General features: G+C 41.3%; 19 protein-coding genes. 6 read left to right on the top strand and 13 right to left on the bottom strand.

What is annotated here, in order from left to right; translation table 11 throughout:
- Window positions 1-4 precede the first annotated feature (4 nt).
- The 7 genes from BVH04_RS04550 to polA all read right to left on the bottom strand — a co-directional run bounded on the left by BVH04_RS04550 (window position 5) and on the right by polA (window position 11244).
- On the bottom strand, window positions 5-1849 hold the full coding sequence (locus BVH04_RS04550; protein WP_086540147.1) for a glycoside hydrolase family 2 protein: 1845 nt from the start codon (window positions 1847-1849) through the stop codon (window positions 5-7).
- Between the two features lie 10 nt (window positions 1850-1859).
- Window positions 1860-4004 (bottom strand): beta-L-arabinofuranosidase domain-containing protein, encoded by a 2145-nt coding sequence (locus BVH04_RS04545; RefSeq protein WP_086540146.1) that lies wholly within the window; start codon window positions 4002-4004, stop codon window positions 1860-1862.
- Between the two features lie 258 nt (window positions 4005-4262).
- The gene (locus BVH04_RS04540) at window positions 4263-5309 is read right to left on the bottom strand and encodes a family 43 glycosylhydrolase (protein WP_086540145.1); all 1047 of its coding nucleotides are present in this window, start codon (window positions 5307-5309) and stop codon (window positions 4263-4265) included.
- A 304-nt stretch (window positions 5310-5613) separates the two neighbouring features.
- Window positions 5614-6024, bottom strand: a complete 411-nt coding sequence (locus tag BVH04_RS04535; protein ID WP_086540144.1) for a DUF6157 family protein — start codon at window positions 6022-6024, stop codon at window positions 5614-5616.
- Between the two features lie 75 nt (window positions 6025-6099).
- The gene (locus BVH04_RS04530) at window positions 6100-6585 is read right to left on the bottom strand and encodes a mechanosensitive ion channel domain-containing protein (RefSeq protein WP_086540143.1); all 486 of its coding nucleotides are present in this window, start codon (window positions 6583-6585) and stop codon (window positions 6100-6102) included.
- A 152-nt stretch (window positions 6586-6737) separates the two neighbouring features.
- Window positions 6738-8111, bottom strand: coding sequence for a DNA repair protein RadA (gene radA / locus BVH04_RS04525; RefSeq protein ID WP_086540142.1), 1374 nt, complete (start codon window positions 8109-8111; stop codon window positions 6738-6740).
- A gap of 304 nt (window positions 8112-8415) precedes the next feature.
- Entirely contained in the window at window positions 8416-11244 is a 2829-nt protein-coding gene (polA, locus tag BVH04_RS04520) for a DNA polymerase I (RefSeq protein WP_086540141.1), read from the bottom strand.
- Between the two features lie 159 nt (window positions 11245-11403).
- Here polA and BVH04_RS04515 point away from each other — a divergent pair, with 159 nt between their 5' ends.
- Entirely contained in the window at window positions 11404-11718 is a 315-nt protein-coding gene (locus BVH04_RS04515; protein ID WP_086540273.1) for a hypothetical protein, read from the top strand.
- A gap of 945 nt (window positions 11719-12663) precedes the next feature.
- On the opposite strand, the gene BVH04_RS04510 is transcribed toward BVH04_RS04515, so the two are convergent.
- Together BVH04_RS04510 and BVH04_RS04505 are read right to left on the bottom strand one after the other, a co-directional pair.
- Window positions 12664-12981 carry a hypothetical protein gene (locus BVH04_RS04510; protein ID WP_086540140.1) on the bottom strand — a complete coding sequence of 106 codons (318 nt, stop codon included), beginning with the start codon at window positions 12979-12981 and terminating at the stop codon, window positions 12664-12666.
- A gap of 145 nt (window positions 12982-13126) precedes the next feature.
- The gene (locus BVH04_RS04505; RefSeq protein WP_086540139.1) at window positions 13127-13567 is read right to left on the bottom strand and encodes a hypothetical protein; all 441 of its coding nucleotides are present in this window, start codon (window positions 13565-13567) and stop codon (window positions 13127-13129) included.
- Window positions 13568-13635: 68 nt separating this feature from the next.
- On the opposite strand from BVH04_RS04505, the gene BVH04_RS04500 reads away from it, so the two are divergent.
- Window positions 13636-15315: an amidase gene (locus BVH04_RS04500; RefSeq protein WP_086540272.1), complete on the top strand. Its 1680-nt coding sequence runs from the start codon at window positions 13636-13638 to the stop codon at window positions 15313-15315.
- A 291-nt stretch (window positions 15316-15606) separates the two neighbouring features.
- Here the strand turns inward: BVH04_RS04500 and BVH04_RS04495 are convergent, their stop codons facing one another.
- Window positions 15607-16179: a hypothetical protein gene (locus BVH04_RS04495; protein WP_086540138.1), complete on the bottom strand. Its 573-nt coding sequence runs from the start codon at window positions 16177-16179 to the stop codon at window positions 15607-15609.
- Window positions 16179-17702: a 2,3-bisphosphoglycerate-independent phosphoglycerate mutase gene (gene gpmI / locus BVH04_RS04490; protein ID WP_086540137.1), complete on the bottom strand. Its 1524-nt coding sequence runs from the start codon at window positions 17700-17702 to the stop codon at window positions 16179-16181. The genes BVH04_RS04495 and gpmI overlap by 1 nt, the downstream gene beginning before the upstream one ends.
- 194 nt (window positions 17703-17896) lie before the next feature.
- On the opposite strand from gpmI, the gene BVH04_RS04485 reads away from it, so the two are divergent.
- The 3 genes from BVH04_RS04485 (at window position 17897) to BVH04_RS04470 (ending at window position 20300) form a co-directional block, all read left to right on the top strand.
- The gene (locus BVH04_RS04485) at window positions 17897-18238 is read left to right on the top strand and encodes a DUF4783 domain-containing protein (RefSeq protein WP_086540271.1); all 342 of its coding nucleotides are present in this window, start codon (window positions 17897-17899) and stop codon (window positions 18236-18238) included.
- A gap of 739 nt (window positions 18239-18977) precedes the next feature.
- Window positions 18978-19835 carry a carboxylating nicotinate-nucleotide diphosphorylase gene (gene nadC / locus BVH04_RS04475; RefSeq protein WP_086540135.1) on the top strand — a complete coding sequence of 286 codons (858 nt, stop codon included), beginning with the start codon at window positions 18978-18980 and terminating at the stop codon, window positions 19833-19835.
- Between the two features lie 60 nt (window positions 19836-19895).
- Window positions 19896-20300, top strand: a complete 405-nt coding sequence (locus BVH04_RS04470; protein WP_086540134.1) for an META domain-containing protein — start codon at window positions 19896-19898, stop codon at window positions 20298-20300.
- Window positions 20301-20302: 2 nt separating this feature from the next.
- Here BVH04_RS04470 and corA read toward each other — a convergent pair whose 3' ends face one another.
- Both corA and queG read right to left on the bottom strand, forming a co-directional pair.
- A complete protein-coding gene (corA, locus tag BVH04_RS04465; RefSeq protein WP_086540133.1) occupies window positions 20303-21412 on the bottom strand; it encodes a magnesium/cobalt transporter CorA in 1110 nt (369 codons plus the stop codon).
- Window positions 21413-21429: 17 nt separating this feature from the next.
- Complete coding sequence (gene queG / locus BVH04_RS04460; RefSeq protein ID WP_086540270.1) at window positions 21430-22365, bottom strand: tRNA epoxyqueuosine(34) reductase QueG; 936 nt, start codon at window positions 22363-22365, stop codon at window positions 21430-21432.
- A 241-nt stretch (window positions 22366-22606) separates the two neighbouring features.
- Between queG and BVH04_RS04455 the strand changes: the two genes are divergently transcribed.
- On the top strand, window positions 22607-24959 hold a 2353-nt coding region (locus BVH04_RS04455; protein ID WP_086540132.1), incomplete at its 3' end, for an ABC transporter permease.

Genomic DNA, 24959 nt, shown 5'->3' with positions numbered 1-24959 from the left:
CTGCTCATTTATTATATAAAGGTGCATGAATACTTTTCATCTTAGATACATCGAATTTGATGACCTTTCTATCATAAGTCATCAGCCCATTCGTCTCTATTTCCACATCGGTAGTCTGCGTATACACTGCGGCTGAAAGGCCAGCGTCAATCAATTCTTCTAGTTTACTCATCAGCCCAGCATATCGGTTGTATAACTCCTCCTGATTTTTGAAACTCTGATAGCCCCAGTTGTCTTTCTGCTGCCAAACGTGTCCATCCACTGGAAGTCCCAAGCCACCAAATTCACCCAGTACAAGGATATTTTCTTTACCGTAAATTCCCGGAGCTGGCATTTTGGCATCTGGATAATTGTGCAGATCGATGATGTCTCCAGTGATTTTGGTTCCGTCCATTTCAAAGTTTCCTCCACTGGCACTATTCACCAATCTTGAAGGATCGTGATCTTTGGTCCATTCGGTGATTTCCATGGTTTTAAACTGGCCCCAAGCCTCGTTGAAAGGCACCCAAACTACGATTGAGGGGAAGTTATAGAAATCATCCATGATCTCTTTCCATTCTTCTCTGTAAATCGCCTCCGACTCAGGAGTTCGATCACGGTCTGATCCACTTCCCAAAACTCCCAGCTTCATCTCCCAGCCATTTCCCATATCACCACTCGGCATATCTTGCCAGACTAGCATGCCCATCTTGTCGCATGCATGATACCAGGTAGCCGGCTCCACTTTGACGTGCTTTCTAATCATGTTGAAACCCATTTCTTGAGTCTTTTGGATGTCAAAAACCATTGCTTCATGGCTAGGCGCGGTGTACAATCCGTCTGGAAACCAGCCTTGATCAAGCGGGCCATATTGGAATAAAAATTTGCCATTAAGCATCATTCTCTGAATACCGTTTTTGTCTGGAGCCATGCTGATTTCTCTCAAAGCCCCATAGCTTCCTACAGCGTCCACTACTTTTTTGCCATCAACAAGTTCTACTTTCAGATCATACAAAACAGGATTCCCCGGAGCCCAAAGTTCAGCGTCTTTGATCGTCAATTTGGCTGTTTCAGATGGGCTTATAGTTTGCTCGTCGAGCATTGCCCCGTCTTTCCAAGCAGAAACTTTTATTTGCTGACCAGAGGTAGCTCCAGCTACTTCTGGTGTTACCAAAATTTGCTTGGATTGAATATCAGAGGCGTTTCTCAAACCGGAAATGTACGAAGCAGGCACTGTTTCCAACCATACCGTTTGCCAGATTCCAGTCACGGGAGTGTACCAAATACTATTTGGATTCTTTACCTGCTTGCCACGTGGCTGAGGGCCATCATCACTTGGATCCCAGACGCGCACTTGCAGATTCTGAGTTTTGCCAGATTTCAAATGCTCTGTAATATCAAAATCAAAAGGATCATAACCTCCCTTATGTATTCCTACACTTTGACCATTTACATAAACTTCAGTTTCCCAGTCAGAGGCTCCAAAATGAAGTAAAGCGCGATCTTTACTTGATTTCTTTGGGGTAGAAAAAGTGGTATTATACCAAAGTTCATTGTCTTTCCCCACAGTTTTACCTACGCCAGAAAGAGCTGATTCTATTGGGAAAGGCACTAGAATTTCCCCATCAAACGCAGACGGAACAGCCTGACCTTTTGGTTTGATCGCATAGTCCCATAGTCCGTTCAGGTTTACCCAATTTTCACGGGTCATCTGAGGTCTGGGATATTCCTGATGGACGTTTTCAGGAGTAACCTTAGCTGCCCATTCCGTGATTATTTTTCCCTCTACAGGTTTGTAAGCACTCGTTTGTGCTGTCGCGATCTGCTGCGCAAAAAGCAGGCATATGCCAAAAATCAATATGTTCTTCATAAGTATAGGTTTATGGTTTATTGTTACTTATCAGTTCTGGAAAAGCAGTAATTCTCAGTCTTGCAGCTCCCATGGGGATCAAGGTAACATCGACTATAGGCTGATCGGAAGTCTTGGGAAGGTCTTTCAATTCTCCCACCAAGCCGTACTGATCCAATTGCCATTCTGGAATCTGACGCGCTTTAGCCACGATTTTAATAGGAACTTCCTCTAGCGTGAACGGGAAATCAGACTTCGGCCACTGTCCCTTCATTACCTCAAAAGAGGAAGCGGGATCATTTTCGTCCACGACCAAACTGTAGTTCCAGTCTGTCACCGGATGAATCTCCCAAGAAGGCCATTTCTTCGTATCAGCGCCTTTCTGCCATTTGGAATCCCAAATCGCAGTCTCATCACTTTCTTTTTTGAAATACTTCTCTCTGATCTTGAGGGAATAAGTCAATGGCCCCCGGCTCACGCTTAGGCTATTGCTGTTTTTTTCCCATGTTTTGGTCTGGATTTCCATGGGAAGGGTAAGTGTAATCTGATCACCAGTTGCCCAAGTTCTGCTAATCTTCGCATAGCCAATTCCAGAAATATTATCCTTTATTACCTCACCATTCACGGTGATGGAAGCTCCTTTTGTCCAAGCTGGAATCCTCAGATAAAGTGGAAAATCAACGGACTTTTCTGTGCTCACTGCAAACTTGATTTCCTCTTCAAACGGATAATGAGTCGTTTCTTCTATGTTGACTAGTGTCCCGTCTCCAACTTTCACTTCCACATTACTCGCTCCATACATTGCCGCAACTACGCCATTGTCAGGTGTAGCCATCCAGAGATTTTCGATGAAATATGGCCAGCCCTGAGAATGGTTATGTTGGCAGCAACGAGAAGAGAATGGATTCATCATCAGAAATGGGCCATTGTTGGCGATCCCGGGAGCATGATTTTCAGCATCCAGCAAAGCCATATTTGGAGAGGTGATGTAGTGAAGGGATTTAAAATCCGGCATCACGGCAGCGGGGTAGGTGTTGAATGCAACTTCCTCCGCATGATCTGCCCAGAATGGATCTCCGGTGATTCTCAATAAATGCTCATCGGAATTCATCTGCTCGACTATACCGCAGGTTTCTACTCCTTGACGCGGATCCGCATAGCCTGGACGGGCATTTTCATCCGAGCCGAACATTCCGCCAGGAACCTGACCGAAATGCTCGCGGATAATACTAAAGTTTTCATAGGTCGCCTTCAGGTCTTTTTCGTCTTTGCTCAGCAAGTAATACTGAGCTGGTTCGCGAAATGCCTGTGCATGGTTCACATTGTGCCAATCCACCTGATCCCGATACCAGTCAGGAACTGCTCCTCCATCACGGACTTCGTAGTGATTTTTCACTTGGGCTATAGGCAAATCTCTACCTCGCCAGTCCGAGGTGTTCTGATGGATTTTCTCTGCTAATTCCAGCAAAAAAGCATCTCCTGTACGATTGTATAGCCAGATCACGCTGTGAAGATTGTCTCCTCCGCGAAGTCGCTGCCAGTATCCTTCTAAAAATTCCTCGTCATGAACAGTCAACTCATAGTTGAAATAATCGGTCATCAACTCGATGACACGCTGATCCTGAGAATACTCGTAATAGGACTGAAGGCAATAAAGCATGATCATCTTCGCCCAGAAATCAGGATGATCGCCATCCATCACTTTTGGCCCAAAGTCTCCATTTTCCCGCTGACTATTCAGTACACTTTCCAGCCAGATCTTAGCCTCGTCGATCATGGGCTGATCATTCATGATATACCCGATATTGGCATATCCCTTTAGCCAATAGGGGACTTCTTCCCAGCCCCATTCTCCTGTACCATCCTTGGAAAGCCAAGCATTGTTGTCTTTTTGAAGCCAAGCAGAGATCTCACCTAGATTTCCCGTTAGGCCGTTTTTCTGACGAATCAGATATTCTTTGAGGAATCCCTCCGGCTTCACCGCACCTACGGGAAGCTTGATCAGCGCACTGGGCACCAAAGGCGCCCGGTTGCTGATGTAGAATTCATTTGTATTTTCGGTGGGGATTCGGTCAACTAATGTGACCGAATTATTGGAATTATTTCCAGAATTACAAGAAACCAGCCCGGCACAAACACCTAGTGCCAGAGTTGATTTAAAGCGGTTTTTTAACATTTATTACAGGTTTTGGGATTATGAAGGTCCCTGAAATTGCAACCCCCTGTTTCAGACTGGGCTTAATCTTCGTAGTGTTTCTAGTGTAAGTCTTTTTCATGATAGGTTTAGATTAATGTTGATGAAAAAACAATGAGTTTAAATCCCAAGTTAACAATGAAAATCTAAAAAGACCCTGATTATCTAAGGCAATACACTAATGTTTTCAATTCCTCTCATTATTATTTATATCGTTCTTTTTCAGATTCTTGTATGGAGCTATTCCAAAATTGGTGAAGTCTGAGAACTCGTGCTGGGTTCTCGACCAGCGATCCTCGGCCAGCCATTTAACCAAATTATCTTATCCAAAAGCAAAACCCGACGATTTGTGCCATTAGTAAGTAGGGGCTTTTGCTTGTTCATACCATGATAAAGCAGAAAATCCTGCCCTTCGGTATCAGTAACTATCTCAGCGTTGTGTCCTGGACCAGCATAGCCATTTTCACCTGTGTTTGTCCCGACGACTAAAGTCCCCGAGTCGGCGTCCAACATACTTTTGCCTTCCTTATCCAAATATGGTCCTTCCAACTTCTCAGATCTACCTACCAGTACTCTGTATGTGCTATTGGCTCCCTCGCAGCAAGTCCCTGCAGATCCAAAGAGGTAATAATAGCCGTCCTTTTCATAGACATATACAGCTTCCAGATGATTGCCGGCCACTTGGATTTTTTCGCCAATTGGCTTTTTACCATCTGCAGCCAGTTCGGTAAGAAATAGTCCATGGAAACTTCCCCAGATCAGGTACTTCTTCCCATCCTTTTCCACATAAAATGGATCAATGGAATTGGCCACACCGATTTCTTCAGAGTCAAAAACTTTCCCCTGATCTACAAATGGTCCTTCTGGCTTATCGGCAATTGCCAGCCCGATCCCCGGATTAGAATCGCCCCAAGTGGAGAAGGAATAGTACATGTAAAACTGTGCTCCTACCTGAGTGACATCCGGAGCCCAGATTCCACCTCGCTCTTTCCAGTTTGGCTTTTTGGCCATGGAATTTCCAACTAATTCCCAATTCACCAGATTTTTGGATTTGATCACGGGCACCAAGTGGTAGCCGCCCTCTTCGCCCCAATTGTCTTCCGTGCCATAGGCATAGAATTCATCACCGACTAGCACGACTGTAGGATCTGCCAGCACAGGTTCAAAAACGGGGTTGGTGTATCTGAGCGTGTCGCTTATTTGCTGCGCAAAATTATTGTCAACCTTTGCAGATGGGAAAGAATTACAAGCAATACTCAGTAGGGTAAGGACAAGGGCAATATTCATGTTTTGAAAGTTCTTGTCTCAATTTAAATGAAAATGAGGAGTCGCTGAGGGATCTGACCGGGGAATTTGAAAAATGGACAAGAAAGAGAAGAGGTCTACTTTGGAGGGAAGTCTACCTTAGAGGTTTTGTAAAGGAATATGCGTATCCGCTTATCTACACGTAGCTTCTTGGAATCAATGATGAAGTTCAATTATGGAAATTCCTCCTCCCGAGCTACCCGGATCAAAAGGGGATAGGTGGATTTTCCAACCCTCAAACCAAGTTTAATTCTGTTTGTGCATTCGAGAGGATACCCATATTTTCTTATTTGCTCGATTTCATTGCCTTCACTTTTTTGACATTTGGTTCGGCTACTAATTTTTGGTATTGGTCTGTTTCCCTTCCGTAAAGTGCAATCTTCCCATTTCTGTCGCTATGAATACCAAAACCATATGTTTTAGTCAGTGGAGAAGCACGAAAGCAAGGTTGTCCTTTTGAGAAGAATTGTTCCCTTGCTTGTTTGTATTCTGCTTTGGTCAAGTCATTTCTGTTGGCAAACACCTGAAAAAATATGTCGTCCGAAGTGTACTTATAGGGATTTTTAGAAATCAATTCGTACTGCATTTCGGCAACCGTTTTTTTATTCTTTGACTCTGGCTGTGTCCCGAAGATAGCTTTTGTGTCGTCCGCAACTTCTATGAATGTGTCAAAGTAGTTTGTTGTATGCACTTTCATTTTTCTTCATAATTTAAAGTTCCTCAAATCTCCTCCGGTAAGTTGGCAGCCTTTTCTAAAAGGAAATCGAATTATCTATTCTATATTAATCTTTGTTGCTTTTTGTAAAAATACATTATTAGGGATCATAATTTTTTCATTTTTATCTGTTTTCAAAATTACATAAAACAATCCTATGTCGGATACTTGGCCTTCAATATCAAATTCCTTATCAAGGATTGTAACTGACTCTCCTAATTTAACAGGATGGCTAATAAATATGATTAAAGCAGAAGATATGTTTGAAAGTATTGACCACTGAGCAACTAAAGCTATACCAATTATCGTCAGTGCAGAAGTTATAAAAGTCAAGAGTCTTGACTGTTCAACTCCCCAAATTGCTATTAATACAATTAAAAGAGTAATAAAAATAAGCAAATTTATAAACTTTAAAATTGGGCGAATTCTATATTTTGAATAGCTATATTTATTCTGAATTTTTGTAAGAAATTTTACAGTTGCAAATCTTAGTATAAAGAAGGAAGCAATCGCAATTATTGTTTCTATTACTCTAATGTCCATATAAATATTTTTTAACTATAGGGTAATCTATTATATTCGGTGTTACTGTATTTCCTATATGACTAATCTGCCCGAAGGACTGATTAGTTTCCACTATTGATTCCTTCACCGTATCCTGTGTCTCCACAGTCCTATTAACTCATTAAACTCTCTCAAAAAATCTTTTGATATACTTCCTCCAGCTTACTTACCGGCATCACATCAATTTTGTATTTGTCAAGATCGAGGCCTTTCACGGCGTATTTGGAGACGATGATCTTTTTGAAACCCAGTTTCTCGGCCTCAGCTATTCGGTTTTCGATGCGATGAACAGCACGTATCTCTCCTCCCAAGCCCACTTCCGCCGCAAAGCAAATCTGCTCTGAAACAGGCGTGTCCTCATAGCTGGAAATCAAAGAAGCACAAACGGCAAGATCCAATGCCGGATCATCCACGCGTATTCCTCCCGCCACGTTCAAGAATACATCCTGCTGACCAAGTTTCATTCCTCCCCGCTTTTCCAACACGGCCAAAAGCATATTCAATCGCTTGGCATCATGTCCTGTACTACTTCGCTGTGGTGTGCCATAAGTAGCAGGGCTGACCAGTGATTGGATTTCAATCAGCAAAGGCCGATTTCCTTCCATCATTGCACCTATAGCGACACCATTTAGCACTTCTTCTCTTTGGGTCAAAAGGATTTCTGAAGGATTGGCTACAGGGCGAAGACCCTCCACTCGCATCTCGTAGATTCCAAGTTCGTGTGTAGATCCAAAGCGGTTTTTGGAAGTTCGCAGGATTCTATAGCTCATGTGCCGATCTCCTTCAAACTGCAAAACCGTATCTACCATATGCTCCAGCACTTTCGGTCCGGCGATAGATCCGTCTTTGGTGATATGTCCGATCAGGAAAACTGGCGTTCCGGTTTCCTTAGCGAATTTCATAAGTTCGGCGGTGCACTCCCGCACTTGAGAAACAGATCCTGCCGCTGATTCTACATATTGACTTGTCAAAGTCTGTATGGAATCTATAATCAGCAAATCAGGCTTTAGAGCCTCGATCTGTTGAAAAATCTGCTGGGTATTCGTCTCCGAAAGCACGTAGCAATCTGGATTCTTTGCTGCCATGCGATCTGCACGCATCTTGATCTGGGCCTCACTCTCTTCCCCAGAGATATAGAGAATTTTCTTGCCTTCCAGGATCAAAGCTATCTGAAGCATCAAGGTGGACTTGCCTATCCCGGGTTCTCCACCGATCAATACGAGTGAGCCAGGTACAATCCCTCCGCCCAAAACACGATCGAGTTCATCATCTCCTGTCACATATCTTGGTGACTCCTCGTAGTTGACCTCTTGGATTTTCTTTGGGACGTTGGCCTTTTTGGTAGTTGTTGAAGGTGACTTCCAACTTCCTTTTCCGGATTCCTCTTTTTGGACTACTTCTTCCACGTAGGTGTTCCATTCCCCGCAAGCAGGGCATTTGCCAAGCCATTTTGGACTTTGTGCGCCACAGTTTTGACAGAAGAAGGTGGTTTTTATTTTGGCCATGGGGGATTTGCGAGTTTCGATTTTTGATTTACGAGGCTTGACGGAACTTCAGAGGTTCTATTAAGTACCGAAGTTTTCTTTATAAAAATTCTATAAGGTAGTTCAGCAAGATCCTCAACATAGATTTACAATGCAGTTGGGCTGAAAGCCCAAGATACCAAAGGACAGCCTTACCGGCTGGGTAATAAATAGAAGATCGGGATACAAAAGCTCTGAAAGAGCGAGATATACCTTTCTCCTTAAGAATTGCCTTCGTTTCCGAGACTAAGAATTTTCCAATTTTAAATTTTTCAATTTTAAATTCTTAATGCGCCTGTAGCCAATCCGTGCCTGTCCCCACTTCCACTTCTACCGGAACAGCCATTTTGATTGCATTTGACATCAGGCCTGGAACATTGGCTTTAAGGATTTCCACTTCATCTATGTGCGCATCAAAGACCAATTCATCATGAACCTGAAGGATCATTTTGGATTTGAGCCCTTCTTTTTTCATCCATTTATGCACATCGATCATTGCTACTTTGATCAGATCGGCAGCAGATCCCTGAATCGGTGCATTGATTGCATTTCGCTCGGCGAAACCACGCATGGTAGCATTTCGGCTGTTGATATCGCGAAGATATCTGCGGCGACCTAAGATAGTTTCCACGTATTCATGCGTTTTGGCTTTTTCGATTGCTCCATCCATGTACTCTTTGACAGCAGGGAATTCTTTGAAATAAGAATCAATTATCTCCTTAGCCTCACCGCGTGGAATGGATAATCTCTGAGAAAGCCCAAAGGCAGAAATACCGTAAATAATTCCAAAATTAGCTGTCTTGGCTTTTCTACGCATATCAGAAGTCACTTCTTCAAGCGGTACTTGAAAGATCTTTGCAGCAGTAGTCGCATGAATATCACGGCCATTTTTAAAAGCTTCGATCATAGATTCATCTCCCGAGAAAGCTGCCATAATCCGTAGTTCGATCTGAGAATAATCAGCAGCCAGCAGGATATGATTTTCATCTCTTGGGACAAAAGCCTTACGGATCTCACGACCTCTTTCTGTTCGGATAGGAATGTTTTGAAGGTTTGGATTGGTAGAGGATAGTCTGCCTGTAGCCGCCACAAACTGATTGTAAGTAGTGTGAATTCGACCAGTTTTGGAATTGATCAAGGTAGGCAAGGCATCCACGTAAGTTGACTTGAGCTTCACCATCTGTCGAAAATCCAAGATGTTCTGGATGATTTCATGCTCGTGAGCGAGTTTGCTCAGCACTTCTTCTCCTGTTGCGTATTGACCGGTTTTGGTCTTTTTTGCCTTCGGATCAAGTTTCAATTTATCGAAAAGTACTTCACCCAATTGCTTTGGCGAAGCCAGATTGAAGCGAACTCCAGCCATTTCGTAGACTTTGTTCTCGATTTCCTTACTCTCTTTTTCCAGCAAAACAGACATCTCAGCCAAGCTATCCGTATTGATCCGAATGCCTTCAAACTCCATATCAGCAAGCACGTTGATCAGCGGATTTTCTACCTCATCAAAAAGCTTTTCCAGCTTATTTTCTTTCAAAAGCGGATCAAATTCTGCTTTTAATCTAAGCGTGATATCTGCATCTTCCGAGGCATAGGCAGTCACCTCGTCCTCATCCACATCACGCATGCTTCCCTGATTCTTGCCTTTTTTTCCGATCAACTCAATAATCGAAACCGGCTCATAATTCAGGTATTGCTTTGCCAACCAATCCATAGAATGCTTACCATCCGCATCGATCAGGTAGTGCGCAAGCATGGTATCATAGAGCACACCTTTCACTTCGATATCGTAATTTTTCAGTACCAAAATATCGTACTTGATGTTCTGGCCTATTTTCAAGATGGCTTCATTTTCGAAGACTGGCTTGAGTAATTCCAGGATTGCCAAGGTTCCTTCCCTGTCTTCTGGACAAGGAATATAATATGCCTCACCTGTGACATAAGCGAAAGAAATTCCAACCAACTCGGCTTCCATGGGATTCACGGAGGTGGTCTCGGTATCAAAGCAAAGTTCTTTCTGAATCTCCAGAAATTCGACTAATTCAAGGATTTCCGTTTCGCCTTTGACTTTGTGATAATTCTGAATATTGCTGTGAATAGTATCCGGTGCTTTCTGTTCAGCCACATTCACTGATTCTTCTTCAAATTCTATTTCTGGCGAAATGGTAGCAGTAGGAGCTGAAGCTTCGCCAAAAAGTCCCAATTGGTCATTTTTTTGAACTGCTGCGATTTTATCAGTGCCCTTGAATACACGGGAAGCAAGAGTTCGAAATTCAAGTTCTGTAAAAATCGCACGTACTTTCTCTTCATCAATTCCCTCGTACTTTAGATCTTCTTTTATATAAGTAATAGGCACGTCGCATTTTATCGTAGCGAGTTCTTTGGAGAGAATACCCTGTGCAGCAAAGTTTTCCACATTCTCTTTTTGTTTGCCTTTCAGATCCGCGGTATTCTTTATTAATTCTTCGACGGTACCGTAAGTTTTTAGAAGTTTTACAGCTGTTTTTTGGCCTATTCCAGGTATTCCGGGAATGTTATCCACAGCATCTCCCATCAGTCCCAAGATATCCCGAACCTGATCTACGCGCTCAATATCCCATTTTGCGCAGATCTCTTTTGGCCCCATGATATCAACTCCATTGCCCATGAAAGAAGGTTTGTACAAGAAAATATGATCGTCCACCAACTGCCCATAATCCTTGTCGGGGGTCATCATATACACCGTGAAATTCTCTTTCTCTGCTTGCTTAGCCAATGTGCCGATCACATCATCCGCTTCGTATCCATCCAATTCCAAAATCGGAATATTAAATGCCTTTACAATCTCTTTTACCCATGGAATAGCAATGGCTATGTCCTCTGGTTGCTCTTGACGATTGGCTTTGTAGGCCGCGAACTGCACATGCCTGAAAGTGGGGGCATGGGTATCGAATGCCACCCCAATGTGGGTAGGTTTTTCCTTGTCAACTATTTCAAGTAACGTATTGGTGAACCCCAGCATCACTCCGGTATTCAGTCCTTTGGAGTTTACTCGTGGATTTTTGCTGAAGGCGAAATGCGCTCTATAGATAAGCGCCATTGCATCAAGTAAAAAAAGCTTACAAGGCTGTTTTTGGGACATTTTAGAATGATTTTATGATAAAAAGCAGGTCATTTTGAGGCTGTGAAGTTACAAATTTTCTGGTAGGCTGGCTCAAAAGATTACCTCATCCACATGCTTTTGACAGTCTTTGGCGGCAATTTTGATTATAAGTTTCATTATACCATTAGCAAACTACTTATGAAAAAATTATTCGCAATTATCGCATTGGTTTTCTCCACACACATGTTGGTAGCCGCACCTGCAAACGACGAAAACTCGAAGAAAGAGAAAACTGAATTGACGGAAGCTCAGCAAGAGCGGCTTGCCGAGATCCAACTAAGAGTAGATGAAATCAAGGCAATGGATTTCAGTGAAATGAGCAAAGATGAAATTAAGGATGTACGCATGGAGCTGAAAGACATGAAGAAAGAAGCTAAGCGTGAGGGAGGAGCGATTTACATCTCAGTCGGAGCAATAATTATTATTCTGCTTCTTTTGATATTGTTGACCTAAGCGAACTTAACCTTCTAACAACCAATCCAAAGGCTGACAGTAATTTGTCAGCTTTTTTCTTACAGTTTTTTACCACGGTGTACACAGAGATTTCCGCAGAGGACGCTATTTCTGCTCTTGTCTACACGCTTTTGAGGAACATATTTATTTGAGTATTTTATTGTCCAATAGTCTGTAAGTCAGTTACTTTTCTAAATTCTCATTTGAATGTAAGCATTGTTGCCATGAGGAAATTAATACGATAGAAAATCCAAAGACACATTGAATTCTGGTTTACTCCGGTTTTTGGTCATCGGTCTTTCAATCCATTGACCAAAGAGAATTCACTTACTGGAAGAGAACTTACTGGCAGAGAAGCGTACATACAGATTCTATTATTTTCTTTGTCGAGTGTCAGTATATTCTCTACATGCTAGGCTCATCACTAAAATTGAGTCATTCTTAATTTGTATTCTAGTTTTTCCAAAAGCTGCTATTGAGAAATGATATTCTCCTTTAAATTCTGCGTTTTTTTGTCTGATTGATTTGGTTGTAGCGAAACTGTCATCAATTGCTGTAAAGACTATTTCACCTTGTAATTTTATCTCGAAGCGTAAAAGCTATATCGAAGGTCAAGTCAAGTATTGGAAAACTCAGCAATCCTATCACAATAACTTTTCTTGAAAGTCCTAGTTTCTTAAAATGAAATTCGAAGAATTGATACTATACAAATTCAAGGCTGATATTCCCTAATTCTAACTGTAAAAATATTGGGTTAAAATTCCAACAAAAGAACCCAAATTGTATAGAGATTTGGAAATTTTATTTTTAGTTACTCTTCTTATTATATGCTGTATGGGCTTTATTTAGTCATTTATGCTCTTGTAATGTTCTTAGAAAGAATCCTATGTTCACCATATTCCAGCTCGATTGTTGATACTTTCAGTTAAATGGTACGTAACGTAGTTACTGGTTGTACTTTCTTTTCAAGAAGTCTGTTATCTTGATTTCAAGTTTGAACCACTTGTTAACGGGGGCTATTGTACTTTGAGAAAGTAAGGTCATTAAAGATGAAATAATAATGTTGGGGAATGACCCGTCTATATTGATTTCATTACCATGTATTGTTATTTGAACACCAATCCAAGCAGACTTCCGAACTAAAATGCTTTTTTGAGATCCAAGACCAAAAATCTTAAAGGTATACTGACCAGAAAACTCGTTTTGTAGTTCCTGAAGCAGGTCGTTTAAATTTGGTAATTCACGTGTTGCTTGAACTATCATAGTATTCTGTTTATATCTTGAAAATTTAACTTACGACTAAATATTGAAATAGTTTGATTCTGAATTTTCTTCAGGAATTGCCCATAACGTAGGTGTAATAGAACTTTTTTGTTTCAAAGATTAAATCTGACAAATGTTGAACACATTATTCCGGGGTTTTATTAAACAAGTAATTTTTTACTTGAATAGCCCGCAAGAAAATCACGATTAAAGGTATAAGCCAAAGTATTTCATTAAAAATCAATTGAAAACCTGTCCGTTTACTCCATCCCAAATCCGGCAGAAAAGCTAAGGCAAACCAAATAGCTAAAATTATTTTTCCGGTAATACCCGCTATAATCAGGTAAACCCAGCTGATGGGATAGAATGCACTAAAAAAGATCAGCAGGCCTATTACTATCCCAAAACCTCCATAATATCCTAAGGAAAGGTCAGAATTAACTTCATTTCCATTAGCTAGCCAAGTCAATAAAGAACTGCCCGTTAGCCTGTAAATAGCAGACCAGGCAATTGTGTACATTCCGGCAAGTAATAGAATTCCCCGAAAATGCATGGGAAATACAGGAAAGGAAGGACTTTGATCCATAAGGTTAATTATCTTGGGTAAAGGAATTCATGTTGAATCTCTGTACCGCATTATTACAAAACTATTCAATGGAATCAAAAAATGTAGTTCGATTACCTGTTTTTATCCTTATTGGAGCTGCAGCCTGTTTGGCATTAGGCTTTTCGTTTGGCAAAAAATACGGTGAAATCACCCCGGTAGCAATTGAGGGAGCTTCCGAATTGTTAGGTCTTAGCTTCACACCTGCAGAGAAGGATAGTATGATTGGCACACTCACATCTCAACGAAGAAAGTATGAAGGGCTTCGCGAATTTAAGCTAGATAATTCTGTAACTCCATCTCTCATTTTCAATCCGCTTCCCATTGGATTTACTCCAAATCAGGTTCAAAAAGATTTGGATTGGGGATTACCCACTGCGGTGGAATTGCCTGAGAAGGAATCAGACATTGCCTACCTGCCTGTCCATAAGCTGGCATTCTTGATCAAATCAAAGAAACTAAGCAGTGAACGCTTGACCAAGATCTACTTGGATAGAATCAAGACTTACTCGGACACCCTTCAATGTCTAATCACGCTCATGGAGGAATCAGCATTGCAAAAGGCTAAAGCCATGGATCAAGAGATCTCTGAAGGAAAATACCGAGGCCCACTTCATGGGATTCCTTATGGAATCAAAGATCTTTTGGCGGTGAAAGGCACAAAAACTACCTGGGGAGCCATGCCTTACAAGGATCAGGAAATCGATCAAACAGCAACTGTTGTAACTAAATTGTCTGATGCAGGAGGTGTTTTAGTAGGGAAATTTACTTTGGGAGCTTTGGCGATGGGTGATGTCTGGTATGGCGGTGTGACTAAAAACCCCTGGAATTTGAAACAAGGCTCAAGTGGATCTTCTGCTGGATCAGCGTCCGCGGTCAGTGCAGGATTGGTTCCATTTGCTATAGGAACGGAAACTCTAGGATCCATAGTTTCTCCCTCCACTCGGAATGGAGTCACCGGTTTGAGACCTACTTACGGACGAGTGAGTAAAAATGGAGCTATGGCTTTGAGCTGGTCGATGGACAAGATCGGCCCAATATCAAGATCCGCCTTGGATGATGGGATTATCCTTTCTGTGATAAACGGTGAAGATGCTATGGATCGCAGTACGATTGGGGCAGCTTTTAATTATTCGAGTAAAACTGACGTCAAAAAACTGAAAGTAGGGTATTTCAAATCCTATTTTGAAGGAGAAGGAGCAGGAAGTGAAAATAATAATGAGGTGCTGGAATTATTGAAAAATCAAGGCTTCGAACTCCATCCCGTGGAGTTAAAGACGTCGGTAAATCCTAATTCAATCGGGCTCATGTTGATGGTGGAAGGCGCAGCAGCTTTTGATGAGTTGACACGGCTAGGTTGGGATGATCAATTGGTAGCACAGCACAAAAATGCCTGGCCAAATCTATTCCGGGCAGCTCGCTTTATTCCGGCAGTAGAATACGTGCAGGCAGCTCGGCAGAGAACTGTGCTGATAGCAGAGATGCATGAGATCATGAAGGAGTATGATGTGATAGTGACACCGAGTTTTGGTGGTCAGCAATTACAGGTCACCAACCTGACAGGTCACCCTGCGCTTTGCCTTCCAAATGGCTTCAATGAAGAAGGAAATCCTACTTCCATTACCTTGCTTGCTAATCTTTTCGAAGAAGAGAAACTGGTGATGCTTGGGCATCTAATTCAGAATACTAGTGACTGGCAAGCCAAGCGTCCTCCGATGTTTGATAAATAGTCAGTTAAAAAAGCATTTATGATTTGGGACTTCACAAATGGAAAAGAAGGAAACTGATATTTAACGCAAAGAAAAGTACGCAGAGTTTTTGTCGCTGAGATGGGTTGATGGACTATCAAAAACCCAAAACCCAGATTGCCTATTTATTAGAAATAGTGCATAAAGCCTATCTATTTATCTCTGCGGTTTTCTCAGCGACCTCGTGGTGAGAAAGACAGTAAAAAAAAGGCAAGGACTGAAGATACGCTTCAATTCTTGCCTTTATGCTTTAGAAATTTCCTATTTGAAACCTTAATATTTCGGAATTATAGTTCCTTGGATTTTCATTTCATTTGGATCTAGAAACCAAATCTTCTGAGTGGTCTCGATAGAATAATGGTCTATCAGATTGGTAGCTTTGTTCATATACATTTCTGCCAGGGTAGTGGTAGAGTAAAACAAATTATCATCTGCTATTTTGATGGATACACTGCTTACTTCGTCTTCGAAATAAGTGACTTTGATGTACTTCACTTTTCCTTCTGAATTTGGATAGAGTTCATGAGCCAACGTACTGTCTGAAGACGTAGTTTCGTAGGATTGAAGTGAAGAAGAATTATTGATATCAGCTTCTGTGAATATGCCAAATTCCTCCTCCCAATCCTTGGTAGTGTAGATAACAGTGGCCTGTTTTTCTTCTTCTTGAACCTGAGAAACTTTGCTCACTTCCACGCTATCTATTTCCTGAATTTTCTCTTCGATAAATCCTTTTAGGTCAAAGTAAGGTTCTTTTTCAATTCCCTTTGTTGATTCATCTACACAAGAACACAGCCCGAAGCTAGCGAGAAAGAAAATTCCGAATGAAAAGCTTTTGATATGCTTCATCAAGCCAACAGAATATTTCCAGTCATGACTTCTGGCTTTTCTATGCCCATCAGCTTGAGAATGGTAGGTGCTAAATCACCTAATTTTCCATCTTTGATGGTGAGTGTATCATTTTTGTCAACCATGATGCAAGGCACCAAATTGGTCGTATGGGCTGTATTTGGAGTGCCGTCGTCGTTAATCATCATGTCGCTATTGCCGTGATCGGCGATGACAATAATGGTGTAGTCATTTTCCAAAGCTGTAGTAATCACACTATTCGCGCAGGCATCTACTGCTTCACAGGCCTTCACGGCTGCATCGAAATCACCCGTGTGACCGACCATATCTGCATTTGCAAAGTTGAGACAAATAAAATCTGCGCTTTTCTTTTTCAGCTCACCGTTGATTTTGGAAGTGATTTCAAAAGCACTCATCTCAGGCTTTAGGTCATAAGTAGCCACTTTCGGTGATGGACAAAGTAATCTGCTTTCTCCAATGAATTCCTGTTCCCTTCCTCCGGAAAAAAAGAACGTTACATGAGGATATTTTTCTGTTTCGGCAATTCTGATTTGTTTTTTCCCAGCTTTTTCCAAGATTTCTCCAAGTGTATCGTTCAGGTTGTCTTTTTCAAATAGTACTTCTACGGCCTTGAACGTAGCATCATAACTAGTGAACGTGACGTACTCTACATTCAACTTTTTCATGTTGAAATCGTCGTTATCACGCTGTGTAAGTACTTGCGTGATTTCTCTACCACGGTCTGTACGGAAGTTGAAGCAGACCACGAGATCACCTTCCTCTATTATAGCTAAAGGGTTGTTATCAGCACCGGCATGGATGATGGGTCTGATAAATTCGTCAGTGACATTGTTTTCATAGGATTTGCGCATGGAGGCAATAATATCCTTGGATTTCTCGCCCTGACCTTTCACCAATGCATCATAAGCCAGTTTTACCCGCTCCCAGCGATTATCTCTGTCCATGGCATAATATCGTCCGACTACCGAAGCTATCTTACCCGAGGAATGAGTCAAATGCTGCTGAAGATCTTCTAAATAGCCAATGCCTCCCTTAGGATCCGTATCTCTACCGTCGGTGAATGCATGGATAAATACATTATCCATACCGTTGAATTGTGCTGCATCACAAAGTCCTTTCAGGTGCTCTATGTGCGAATGGACTCCGCCATCAGAAAGCAAGCCCATGAAGTGAGCCTTTTTGTGATTCGCTTTGGCTTTTGCAAACGCTTTTACTAAAACAGGATGGGTATTTAACTCTTTATTTTCTACCGCAAGATTGATTTTTACCAAATCCTGGTAGACTACACGACCAGCACCAATATTCATGTGACCAACCTCGGAATTACCCATTTGGCCAGCTGGCAAACCAACAGCAAGACCAGAAGCTTCCAATTTAGCATGGGGATATTTGGTATAAAGGCTATCAACAAAAGGCGTTTTAGCCTTGTCAATAGCAGAAACAGAAGGGTTGGTGGCTATTCCCCAGCCATCCAAAATCATTAAAAGTACTTTCTTCTCCATACTGCAAATATATTATATTTCAAGGCAAAGTAGCCCCGAAATCCCGATTAGACAAAACTTCGGAGGGCTGCAATTGGTAATCATAAAAATGCAGGGCAGGATTCCTTTTTTGGCTTAGTATTTGCTTAGCAAGGGCAATGACCTCAGTATTAAGTTTAATCGTTTCAATTTTCTTGTTTATTCAATCTCCAGCAATGGAAATTGATTCCCTGAATTCCATCGACACGGTTATATCTGCCATTGACAATGGCTCCAGCAGCGAGTTGGCCAAATATTTCGATTCCAGCATTTCCTTAAATGTTAACGGTTCGCAGGGAGATTATTCCAAAAATCAAGCAGAACTTGTTTTAAAAGATTTTTTTAAGAAAAACCCATCTTTGGGATTCAGTCTTGTTTTCCACAGTGAAAACAACCCGAGTTTGAGTTCCTATATCGGTGATTACCAGACCGCTGAGGCGCTGTTTAAAGTTTTTATAAAAGTGTCTCAGCAAGCTTCAGATTTTAAAATTTACAGTCTTGAGTTTGTCAAAGGCTAATTATATCCACGGAGCTCACGATGGTTTGCACAGAGAGCGCAATTATTTTCCTAAACCATTGAATTTGAACATTGTGACTTTTTCAACCGCGGAATACACAAAGGTTTTCGCGGAGGGCACGCAGAGTGCGCAGCTAGTTCAGGTTAGTAAAATCGCTTATATAAAGATCTTTTTCCGAGCGGGAGAATAGTCTGTAATCAAAGTCGACAGCCAAGTTTAAGCGTCCCTTTAGGGACAAACTATGGGTAGAAAGGTAGAATGTTATGCTTGTTTCGAGCCGTGCCTTTAGGTACGGCGCTATGAATTTCTACCTCTTAATGTGTTTTTTTAGCCGCAGGGGGCACCAAGAAAGTGCAAAGTACGTGGCTATTCTTTCCTTGATCATTGAATTTGAACATTGCGCTTTTTTAACCGCGGGGTACACAAAGATTTCCGCGGAGGACTCAGTTGCTTTTTACATATTCATTGAATTGTTGTGGAGAGGTCATCGAAGCATGATTATTAAACTTTGAGACTTTTTATAAGAAACGTCTTGTAAATTATTTCTTATCAAAAGTTCCTATGTAAAAGTATCTTACAGTTTCCAAAAGGAAATTTGCGCCGTTGCGGGAGCTGCCTTTTCTTTGAGCCTTGAACATTGAGAATTTTCGACCCGCAAATCAACGCAAAGACTCTAGAGCATTAAAAGATATTTGCGCCTTAGCGCCATTAAGGGAGATCCGAATGCCTATTTTTGGGCATGAAACCAACCTATTTGACCGAAGAAGCCATGTCCTCCTTTATATCAGCTGCTTTTGTAGAGGATATAGGCCCAGGTGATTACTCATCTCTTTCCTCTATCCCAGAAGGAAAAACAGGTCAGGCGAAATTGCTGATCAAGGATGATGGAATCATTGCAGGAGTCGAGTTAGCAGAGCGGATTTTTAAGACTTATGATCCAATGCTCGATGTAGAACTATTTGTAAAAGATGGAGAGGAAGTGAAGTATGGAGATATAGGTCTTATAGTAAAAGGATCATCTGCCTCCATTCTTTCCTCCGAACGGTTGGTGCTGAACTGCATGCAGCGGATGAGCGGAATTGCCACGCTGACTTATCGCTTGACTGAGAAGATCCTTCACACCAAAGCTCGTCTCATGGATACTCGGAAGACAACTCCTAATTTCCGATTAATGGAAAAGTGGGCTGTGCTGATCGGCGGAGGCGTAAATCACCGTTTTGCGCTGTATGATATGGTGATGCTGAAAGACAATCATGTTGATTTTGCAGGTGGAATTCGCCAGGCAATAGAAGCTTCAAGATCCTATTTGAAAGCAAATAATCTAGACTTAAAAATAGAGATTGAAACAAGAAATCTAGAAGAGGTAAAGCAGGTGCTAAAGGTAGGCGGAGTAGATCAGATTATGCTCGATAATATGGATTATGCCATGATGCGAGAAGCTGTAAGCCTGATTGGTGATCGATATAAAACTGAAGCTTCGGGCGGAATCACCGAAGACACCCTAGTTGCTGTGGCCGAATGTGGGGTGGATTATATTTCTATGGGGGCATTAACTCACTCCGTGAAAAGTATGGATATCAGTTTGAAGGCGATGTAAACTAAGCAGTGCGGAACAATTTGGCATGATTTCAGCCTTATAAAGAAAAATTAGCCAACTATGAAAAATATATTCTTCGTACTTACCCTACTTATTTTTGCATCTTGCAGTTCCAGTTCGTTTCCAAATGAAAATTGGTACGGCAGACACTTAGCTGTGGTAGAGATGATGGGCACTCCAGTGCAAACTTCAGGTTCTCCTAACGATGCTCATTTAATCTTCAATTCTCAAAATGGACTCATCAATGGGAGTGGGGGATGTAACAGGATCTTTGGGGATTTCTCTTTGGATAAAAGAAAATCAATGAGATTTTCAGAAATAGGTGCTACGCGAATGACTTGTCAAAGTCAGCCTTTTGAAAACAGATTTTTGGAATTACTAGACCAAGTTCGGTATTACGAGATCGAAGGGGATATGATGTTGCTGAAAAGCGGCAAAAAAGATGTGATTCTGAAACTGCAGTAAATCTAAATCCAGTCTTTTTTTCTGAAATATATTAGCATACCTATTATTGCCAATCCCATTCCCCCGATCACGTAGAAATAACCATATTTCCAGTTCAGTTCGGGCATATTGTCAAAGTTCATCCCATAGACACCTGCCACAAAACTGAGTGGAATAAAGATAGTGGAGATGATTGTCAGCACTTTCATGATATTATTCATGCGGTTGGAAAGGCTATTCATATAGAGATCGAGAACGCCTGAAGACATGTCTCGGAACACTTCCATGGTCTCTATGACCTGCACGGTATTCTCGTAAAGATCCCGTATGAAAGGCCTGGTCTCAGGACTGATTTTATCGTCTGCGTATTTGTCGAAAGAACCAATTACTTCACGTAATGGATAGACAGTACGGCGTAGATCCATCATTTCACGTCTTTGTAAGTAAAGCGCGCTGAGGGTTTCACTACCGGGAGAAGTCATAGCCTGTGATTCCAGGTTTTCTATTCTTTCACCCACATTTTCCATTACGATAAAGTAATTATCAATCACCGCATCGAGTAGTGCATAAAGCAAATAATCTGCTTTTCGCTGGCGTATAGCTCGCTTAGGGTCTATCAAGCGACTACGTACAAACTCAAATACGTCTCCTTTTTTCTCCTGGAAAGTCAGCAGGATACCGTCTTTTAGCACAAAACTGATCTGCTCGTCGTCTATAGGAGACTCTGGGGTAGGACATTGAATCATTTTCAAAGCCGCAAAAAGATAATCATCAAAAGCCTCCATCTTTGGACGCTGATCTACATTTAGAATATCCTCCATTGTCAGCTTGTGTATGCCGAAAAGCAAGCCTATTTTCTCAAATAGCTCCACATCATGTAAACCGATGATATCTATCCAAAGTACCTTTTTCCTCATCTTTAGATGCTCTTCCAATTGATCGAGTACAATAGCTTCTTCGTAGAAATCAACTTCATCATAGGTGATTAGGTTGATTGATACTTTATCAAGCTTTTTGTCCCCGGTATAAACCAAAGCACCAGGTGCCAAACCAACTTTATGATTTATCTTCTTCTTCTTTTTTGGCTTAAAAAGCTTCTGAACGGATTTAAGACTAGGTTTTTGAGGGCTCATATGAATCTCGGAGGAGGTTAATTAGAGGTAAGAAAGTCGACATTTCTTTTTAGTCCAGCAAGTTTAGTGCGCTTTACTGCTGATTTTTTAAAAACCTTTCCGAAAGTTTCCTCGGTGATCTCCTGCCAGTCAGATTTTGACAATTCCTTCAGCTCATCATTGGGTTGAAATCGAGGCTCCTGATGTGGCTTCGAAAATCTATTCCAAGGACACACATCCTGACAGATATCGCAACCAAAAACCCAATTCTCCATTTTTCCTTTGAACTCATTGGGTATGGCTTCTTTTAGCTCAATGGTCAGGTAAGAAATGCAGCGGGAAGCATCAATCACTCCGTTATCCACAATGGCATCCGTAGGACAGGCATCAATACAAGCGGTGCAGGTGCCGCAGTAATCTTTAGCCAAAGGAGTATCAGGAGCTACTTCCAGATCGATAATGAGTTCGGAGAGAAAGAAGAAACTTCCCATCTCCCGGTTTAGCAAAAGACTGTTTTTCCCCAGCCAGCCTAACCCAGCTTTTTGGGCCCACTGCCGCTCCATGACCGGAGCAGAATCCACAAAACCACGCCCGTCGATTTCACCGATTTCTTCTCGGAGTATTTCCAAAAATTCATTGAGTTTGTCACGAATCACAAAATGATAATCCTCTCCGTAAGCGTACTTGGCGAGTTTGATGTCTGACTTTTCAGCTGGCAACTCATTACTAGGATAGTAATTGTAAACCAATGAAACCACCGTTTTTGCTCCTTCTACAAGTTTGGTCGGATCGAGTCGCTTGTCAAAATGATTGGAGAGATAGCCCATTTCACCATTGTAGTTGCGATTTAGCCAGTCTTCCAATCTCGGCGCTTCCTCCTCGAGAAATCCTGCTTTCGCTATCCCACAAAAGTCAAATCCCAGCCGCTTGGCGGTGGATTTGATGATGGAAGCGTTATTTTCGGCGGGAGCCATGGGGTAAAGATACACGTCTTTAATTTTTTCTACGCTCATGAGCCTAGGCGTATAAATCCTGAGAAATCAGACTACTCTTTTGGTTTATTTTTTTAAAAGAACTATACTAATGTAATAATTGGGGTTTAAGCAACTGTAAATCTTAGGGTTAATAAAGAAAATTAAATAAAAATTTCTCAAGAATATATTCATATTTCACCTCCATAGACGATTGATTTTTTGAACATAAAATACACACCTAATGATAACCCATTATTTCAAAGTCGCCAGCCGAAACCTTGCCAAAAACAAGATTTTTTCATTCATCAATATCTTAGGTTTGGCTGTGGGGATGGGAGTATTTCTATTAATTTTTCAATACGTCTATTTTGAGTCAAGCTATGATCGATTTCATTCAAATGCAGAGAATATATATCGGCTTACTGTAACGAGTAAGAGAGGAGGAGACTTGAATTCATCGGCATATAGCGGTTTTGCGCTGGGGCCAAGTGGTAAAGAGATGATTCCCGAGATCGAGCAGTTTGTTAGAATACAGCCACAAATTGAAAGAATGGTTGTTTCTAATAAGCAGGACAACTTGCATTTTCAGGAAAATAGGAGTTGGTACGTCGACAGTAATTTTTTACAACTATTCGATTTCCCACTTATATATGGAGATTTGCGCTCTGCATTAATCACTAAGAACAACATTGTTATTACTGAGGAAATTGCCCAAAAATACTTTGGAAATAACAATTGTTTGGGTAAGGAACTACAGGTAAATGAAGGTTTACTTGTTGGGAATTTTACAGTTGCTGGAGTATTAAAAGAACTGCCAAGTAACAGCCATTTGCAGTTTGATATTCTATTGCCGATGGGGTTTTTGCTTGAAAACGAAAAAACCTATACAGAATCTAACGGCTGGGAATGGGCTAACTTTGTGACTTATGTTTCGATAGACAAAAATGGCGATCCTGAAATAGTTGCCAAAAAATTTGACCAAGTGTTTGCCACTCATATTGGAGATATTTTGGAGGAGGAAAAAGTCACTTTGGAAGCAGGATTACAACCTCTGGTTGATATTCATTTGAAGTCTGAATTTGCTGGAGACATAGCTGCAAATAATGGAGATAGTCAGCATATTACCTTTTTCTCAATCATAGCAATTGTCATTCTGTTGATGGCCTGGGCCAATTACATCAATCTTTCTACGGTACAGGCATTAGGAAGAGCTAAAGAGATCGGTGTGAAAAAAATCATCGGAGCAGACAGGAAACAGCTCATTGGCCAATTTCTAATGGAATCTTTTCTCGTCAATTTTTTAGCCGCGGTGTTTTCCATTGGCATTGCCTATTTATTGCTTCCCATTCTCAATAAAATTCTAGGTCAAAAACTTTCATTGGATGTAATAACGAATTTGAAATTTCTGGGCGGCTTCGCTCTGGTGATAGTAGTCGGAACTTTGCTTTCCGGGCTCTATTCGGCATTCATCTTAAGCGGGCATAAGCCTTTGAACATACTCAAATCAAATACGATAAAACAGAGGGGCGGTCTCTCCTTACGAAAAGGGTTGATCATCTTTCAGTTTTTCATTTCCATGTTGCTGATATCAGGTACTTACTTGATTTATAGACAAGTCCTGTTTATGAAAAATCAAGATCTGGTCCTTGATATAGAAAAAATCCTTGTCCTGGATGGCCCAAGCCGAATTTTGGAAAAGGATAGGTTAGCGCAGGAGTCAAAATTTCAAGTATTTAAGGAGCAGGTGAGTAAGCACCTTACGATTTCTGAAGTGTCTGGCTCAAGTTCTATTCCCGGAAGAGGAAGTAGTGCGACATTGGATATGTGGGCATTGGATGCTCCTGATGAAATGGGTTTAAAGCAAAGTAGTAGCATCATTTTTATTGATGACGATTTCTTTGATACGTATGATTTTGAATTGTTGTCTGGAGAGGACTTTAGAGAAAGGGGAAAATGGATACCTAATGACGTAATTATTAATGAAGCCGCTGTTAGAGCCTTTGGCCTACAAGATCCCGCAAATGCGATAGGAAAAAGATTGGCTGCAGACTATGGAAGCGTGGATACGATCACCGTATCAGCAGTAGTGAAGGACTTTCATTGGAGTTCATTGAAGGACTCATATACACCGTATGTTTTTGTTCATAATCAATTTTATAATTCATATTATTCATTGAAAATTGATATATCAGATATTCAAGGATCTATGGATCACATACAAGCCGCTTACAACTCGGCATTTCCCGAAGATCCATTTAACTATTACTTCCTTGACGAAGACTTCAATAGACAATATCAGGCTGACATCCAATTCGCTAATCTTTTTTCAGCGTTCTCTATCCTAGCCATAATCATTGCTTGCCTAGGTCTTTTCGCACTTGTGTCGGTGACCGCTATCTTGAGAGCAAAGGAGGTTAGTATCAGAAAAGTCCTTGGAGCAAGTGTTGGAAAGCTGATGCTCTTGCTGGTCAGAGAATACATTTTCCTTCTTGGAGTTTCAGCAGTTTTAGCAGTTCCAGCTGTCATTTGGGGAGGGAAAGCATGGTTGGAAAATTATGCTTATCGAGTTGAGACCGTTGCAAAAAAGCATCCAT

Source organism: Algoriphagus antarcticus (genome assembly GCF_002150685.1).
GTDB classification, from domain to species: Bacteria; Bacteroidota; Bacteroidia; order Cytophagales; family Cyclobacteriaceae; genus Algoriphagus; species Algoriphagus antarcticus.
The sequence above is the reverse complement of the archived record's forward strand: the minus strand, read 5'-3'. Positions and strand labels throughout refer to the sequence as shown.

Coding starts and splice junctions, on each gene's coding strand:
- corA (WP_086540133.1), bottom strand. CDS start 21,412: ATGAGCCCTCAAAAACCTAGTCTTAAATCCGTTCAGAAGCTTTTTAAG.
- BVH04_RS04545 (WP_086540146.1), bottom strand. CDS start 4,004: ATGTTAAAAAACCGCTTTAAATCAACTCTGGCACTAGGTGTTTGTGCC.
- gpmI (WP_086540137.1), bottom strand. CDS start 17,702: ATGGAGAAGAAAGTACTTTTAATGATTTTGGATGGCTGGGGAATAGCC.
- BVH04_RS04540 (WP_086540145.1), bottom strand. CDS start 5,309: ATGAATATTGCCCTTGTCCTTACCCTACTGAGTATTGCTTGTAATTCT.
- BVH04_RS04495 (WP_086540138.1), bottom strand. CDS start 16,179: ATGAAGCATATCAAAAGCTTTTCATTCGGAATTTTCTTTCTCGCTAGC.
- polA (WP_086540141.1), bottom strand. CDS start 11,244: ATGTCCCAAAAACAGCCTTGTAAGCTTTTTTTACTTGATGCAATGGCG.
- BVH04_RS04485 (WP_086540271.1), top strand. CDS start 17,897: ATGGAAATTGATTCCCTGAATTCCATCGACACGGTTATATCTGCCATT.
- BVH04_RS04535 (WP_086540144.1), bottom strand. CDS start 6,024: ATGAAAGTGCATACAACAAACTACTTTGACACATTCATAGAAGTTGCG.
- radA (WP_086540142.1), bottom strand. CDS start 8,111: ATGGCCAAAATAAAAACCACCTTCTTCTGTCAAAACTGTGGCGCACAA.
- BVH04_RS04515 (WP_086540273.1), top strand. CDS start 11,404: ATGAAAAAATTATTCGCAATTATCGCATTGGTTTTCTCCACACACATG.
- nadC (WP_086540135.1), top strand. CDS start 18,978: ATGAAACCAACCTATTTGACCGAAGAAGCCATGTCCTCCTTTATATCA.
- BVH04_RS04550 (WP_086540147.1), bottom strand. CDS start 1,849: ATGAAGAACATATTGATTTTTGGCATATGCCTGCTTTTTGCGCAGCAG.
- BVH04_RS04510 (WP_086540140.1), bottom strand. CDS start 12,981: ATGATAGTTCAAGCAACACGTGAATTACCAAATTTAAACGACCTGCTT.
- BVH04_RS04505 (WP_086540139.1), bottom strand. CDS start 13,567: ATGGATCAAAGTCCTTCCTTTCCTGTATTTCCCATGCATTTTCGGGGA.
- BVH04_RS04530 (WP_086540143.1), bottom strand. CDS start 6,585: ATGGACATTAGAGTAATAGAAACAATAATTGCGATTGCTTCCTTCTTT.
- BVH04_RS04500 (WP_086540272.1), top strand. CDS start 13,636: ATGGAATCAAAAAATGTAGTTCGATTACCTGTTTTTATCCTTATTGGA.
- BVH04_RS04470 (WP_086540134.1), top strand. CDS start 19,896: ATGAAAAATATATTCTTCGTACTTACCCTACTTATTTTTGCATCTTGC.
- queG (WP_086540270.1), bottom strand. CDS start 22,365: ATGGCTCCCGCCGAAAATAACGCTTCCATCATCAAATCCACCGCCAAG.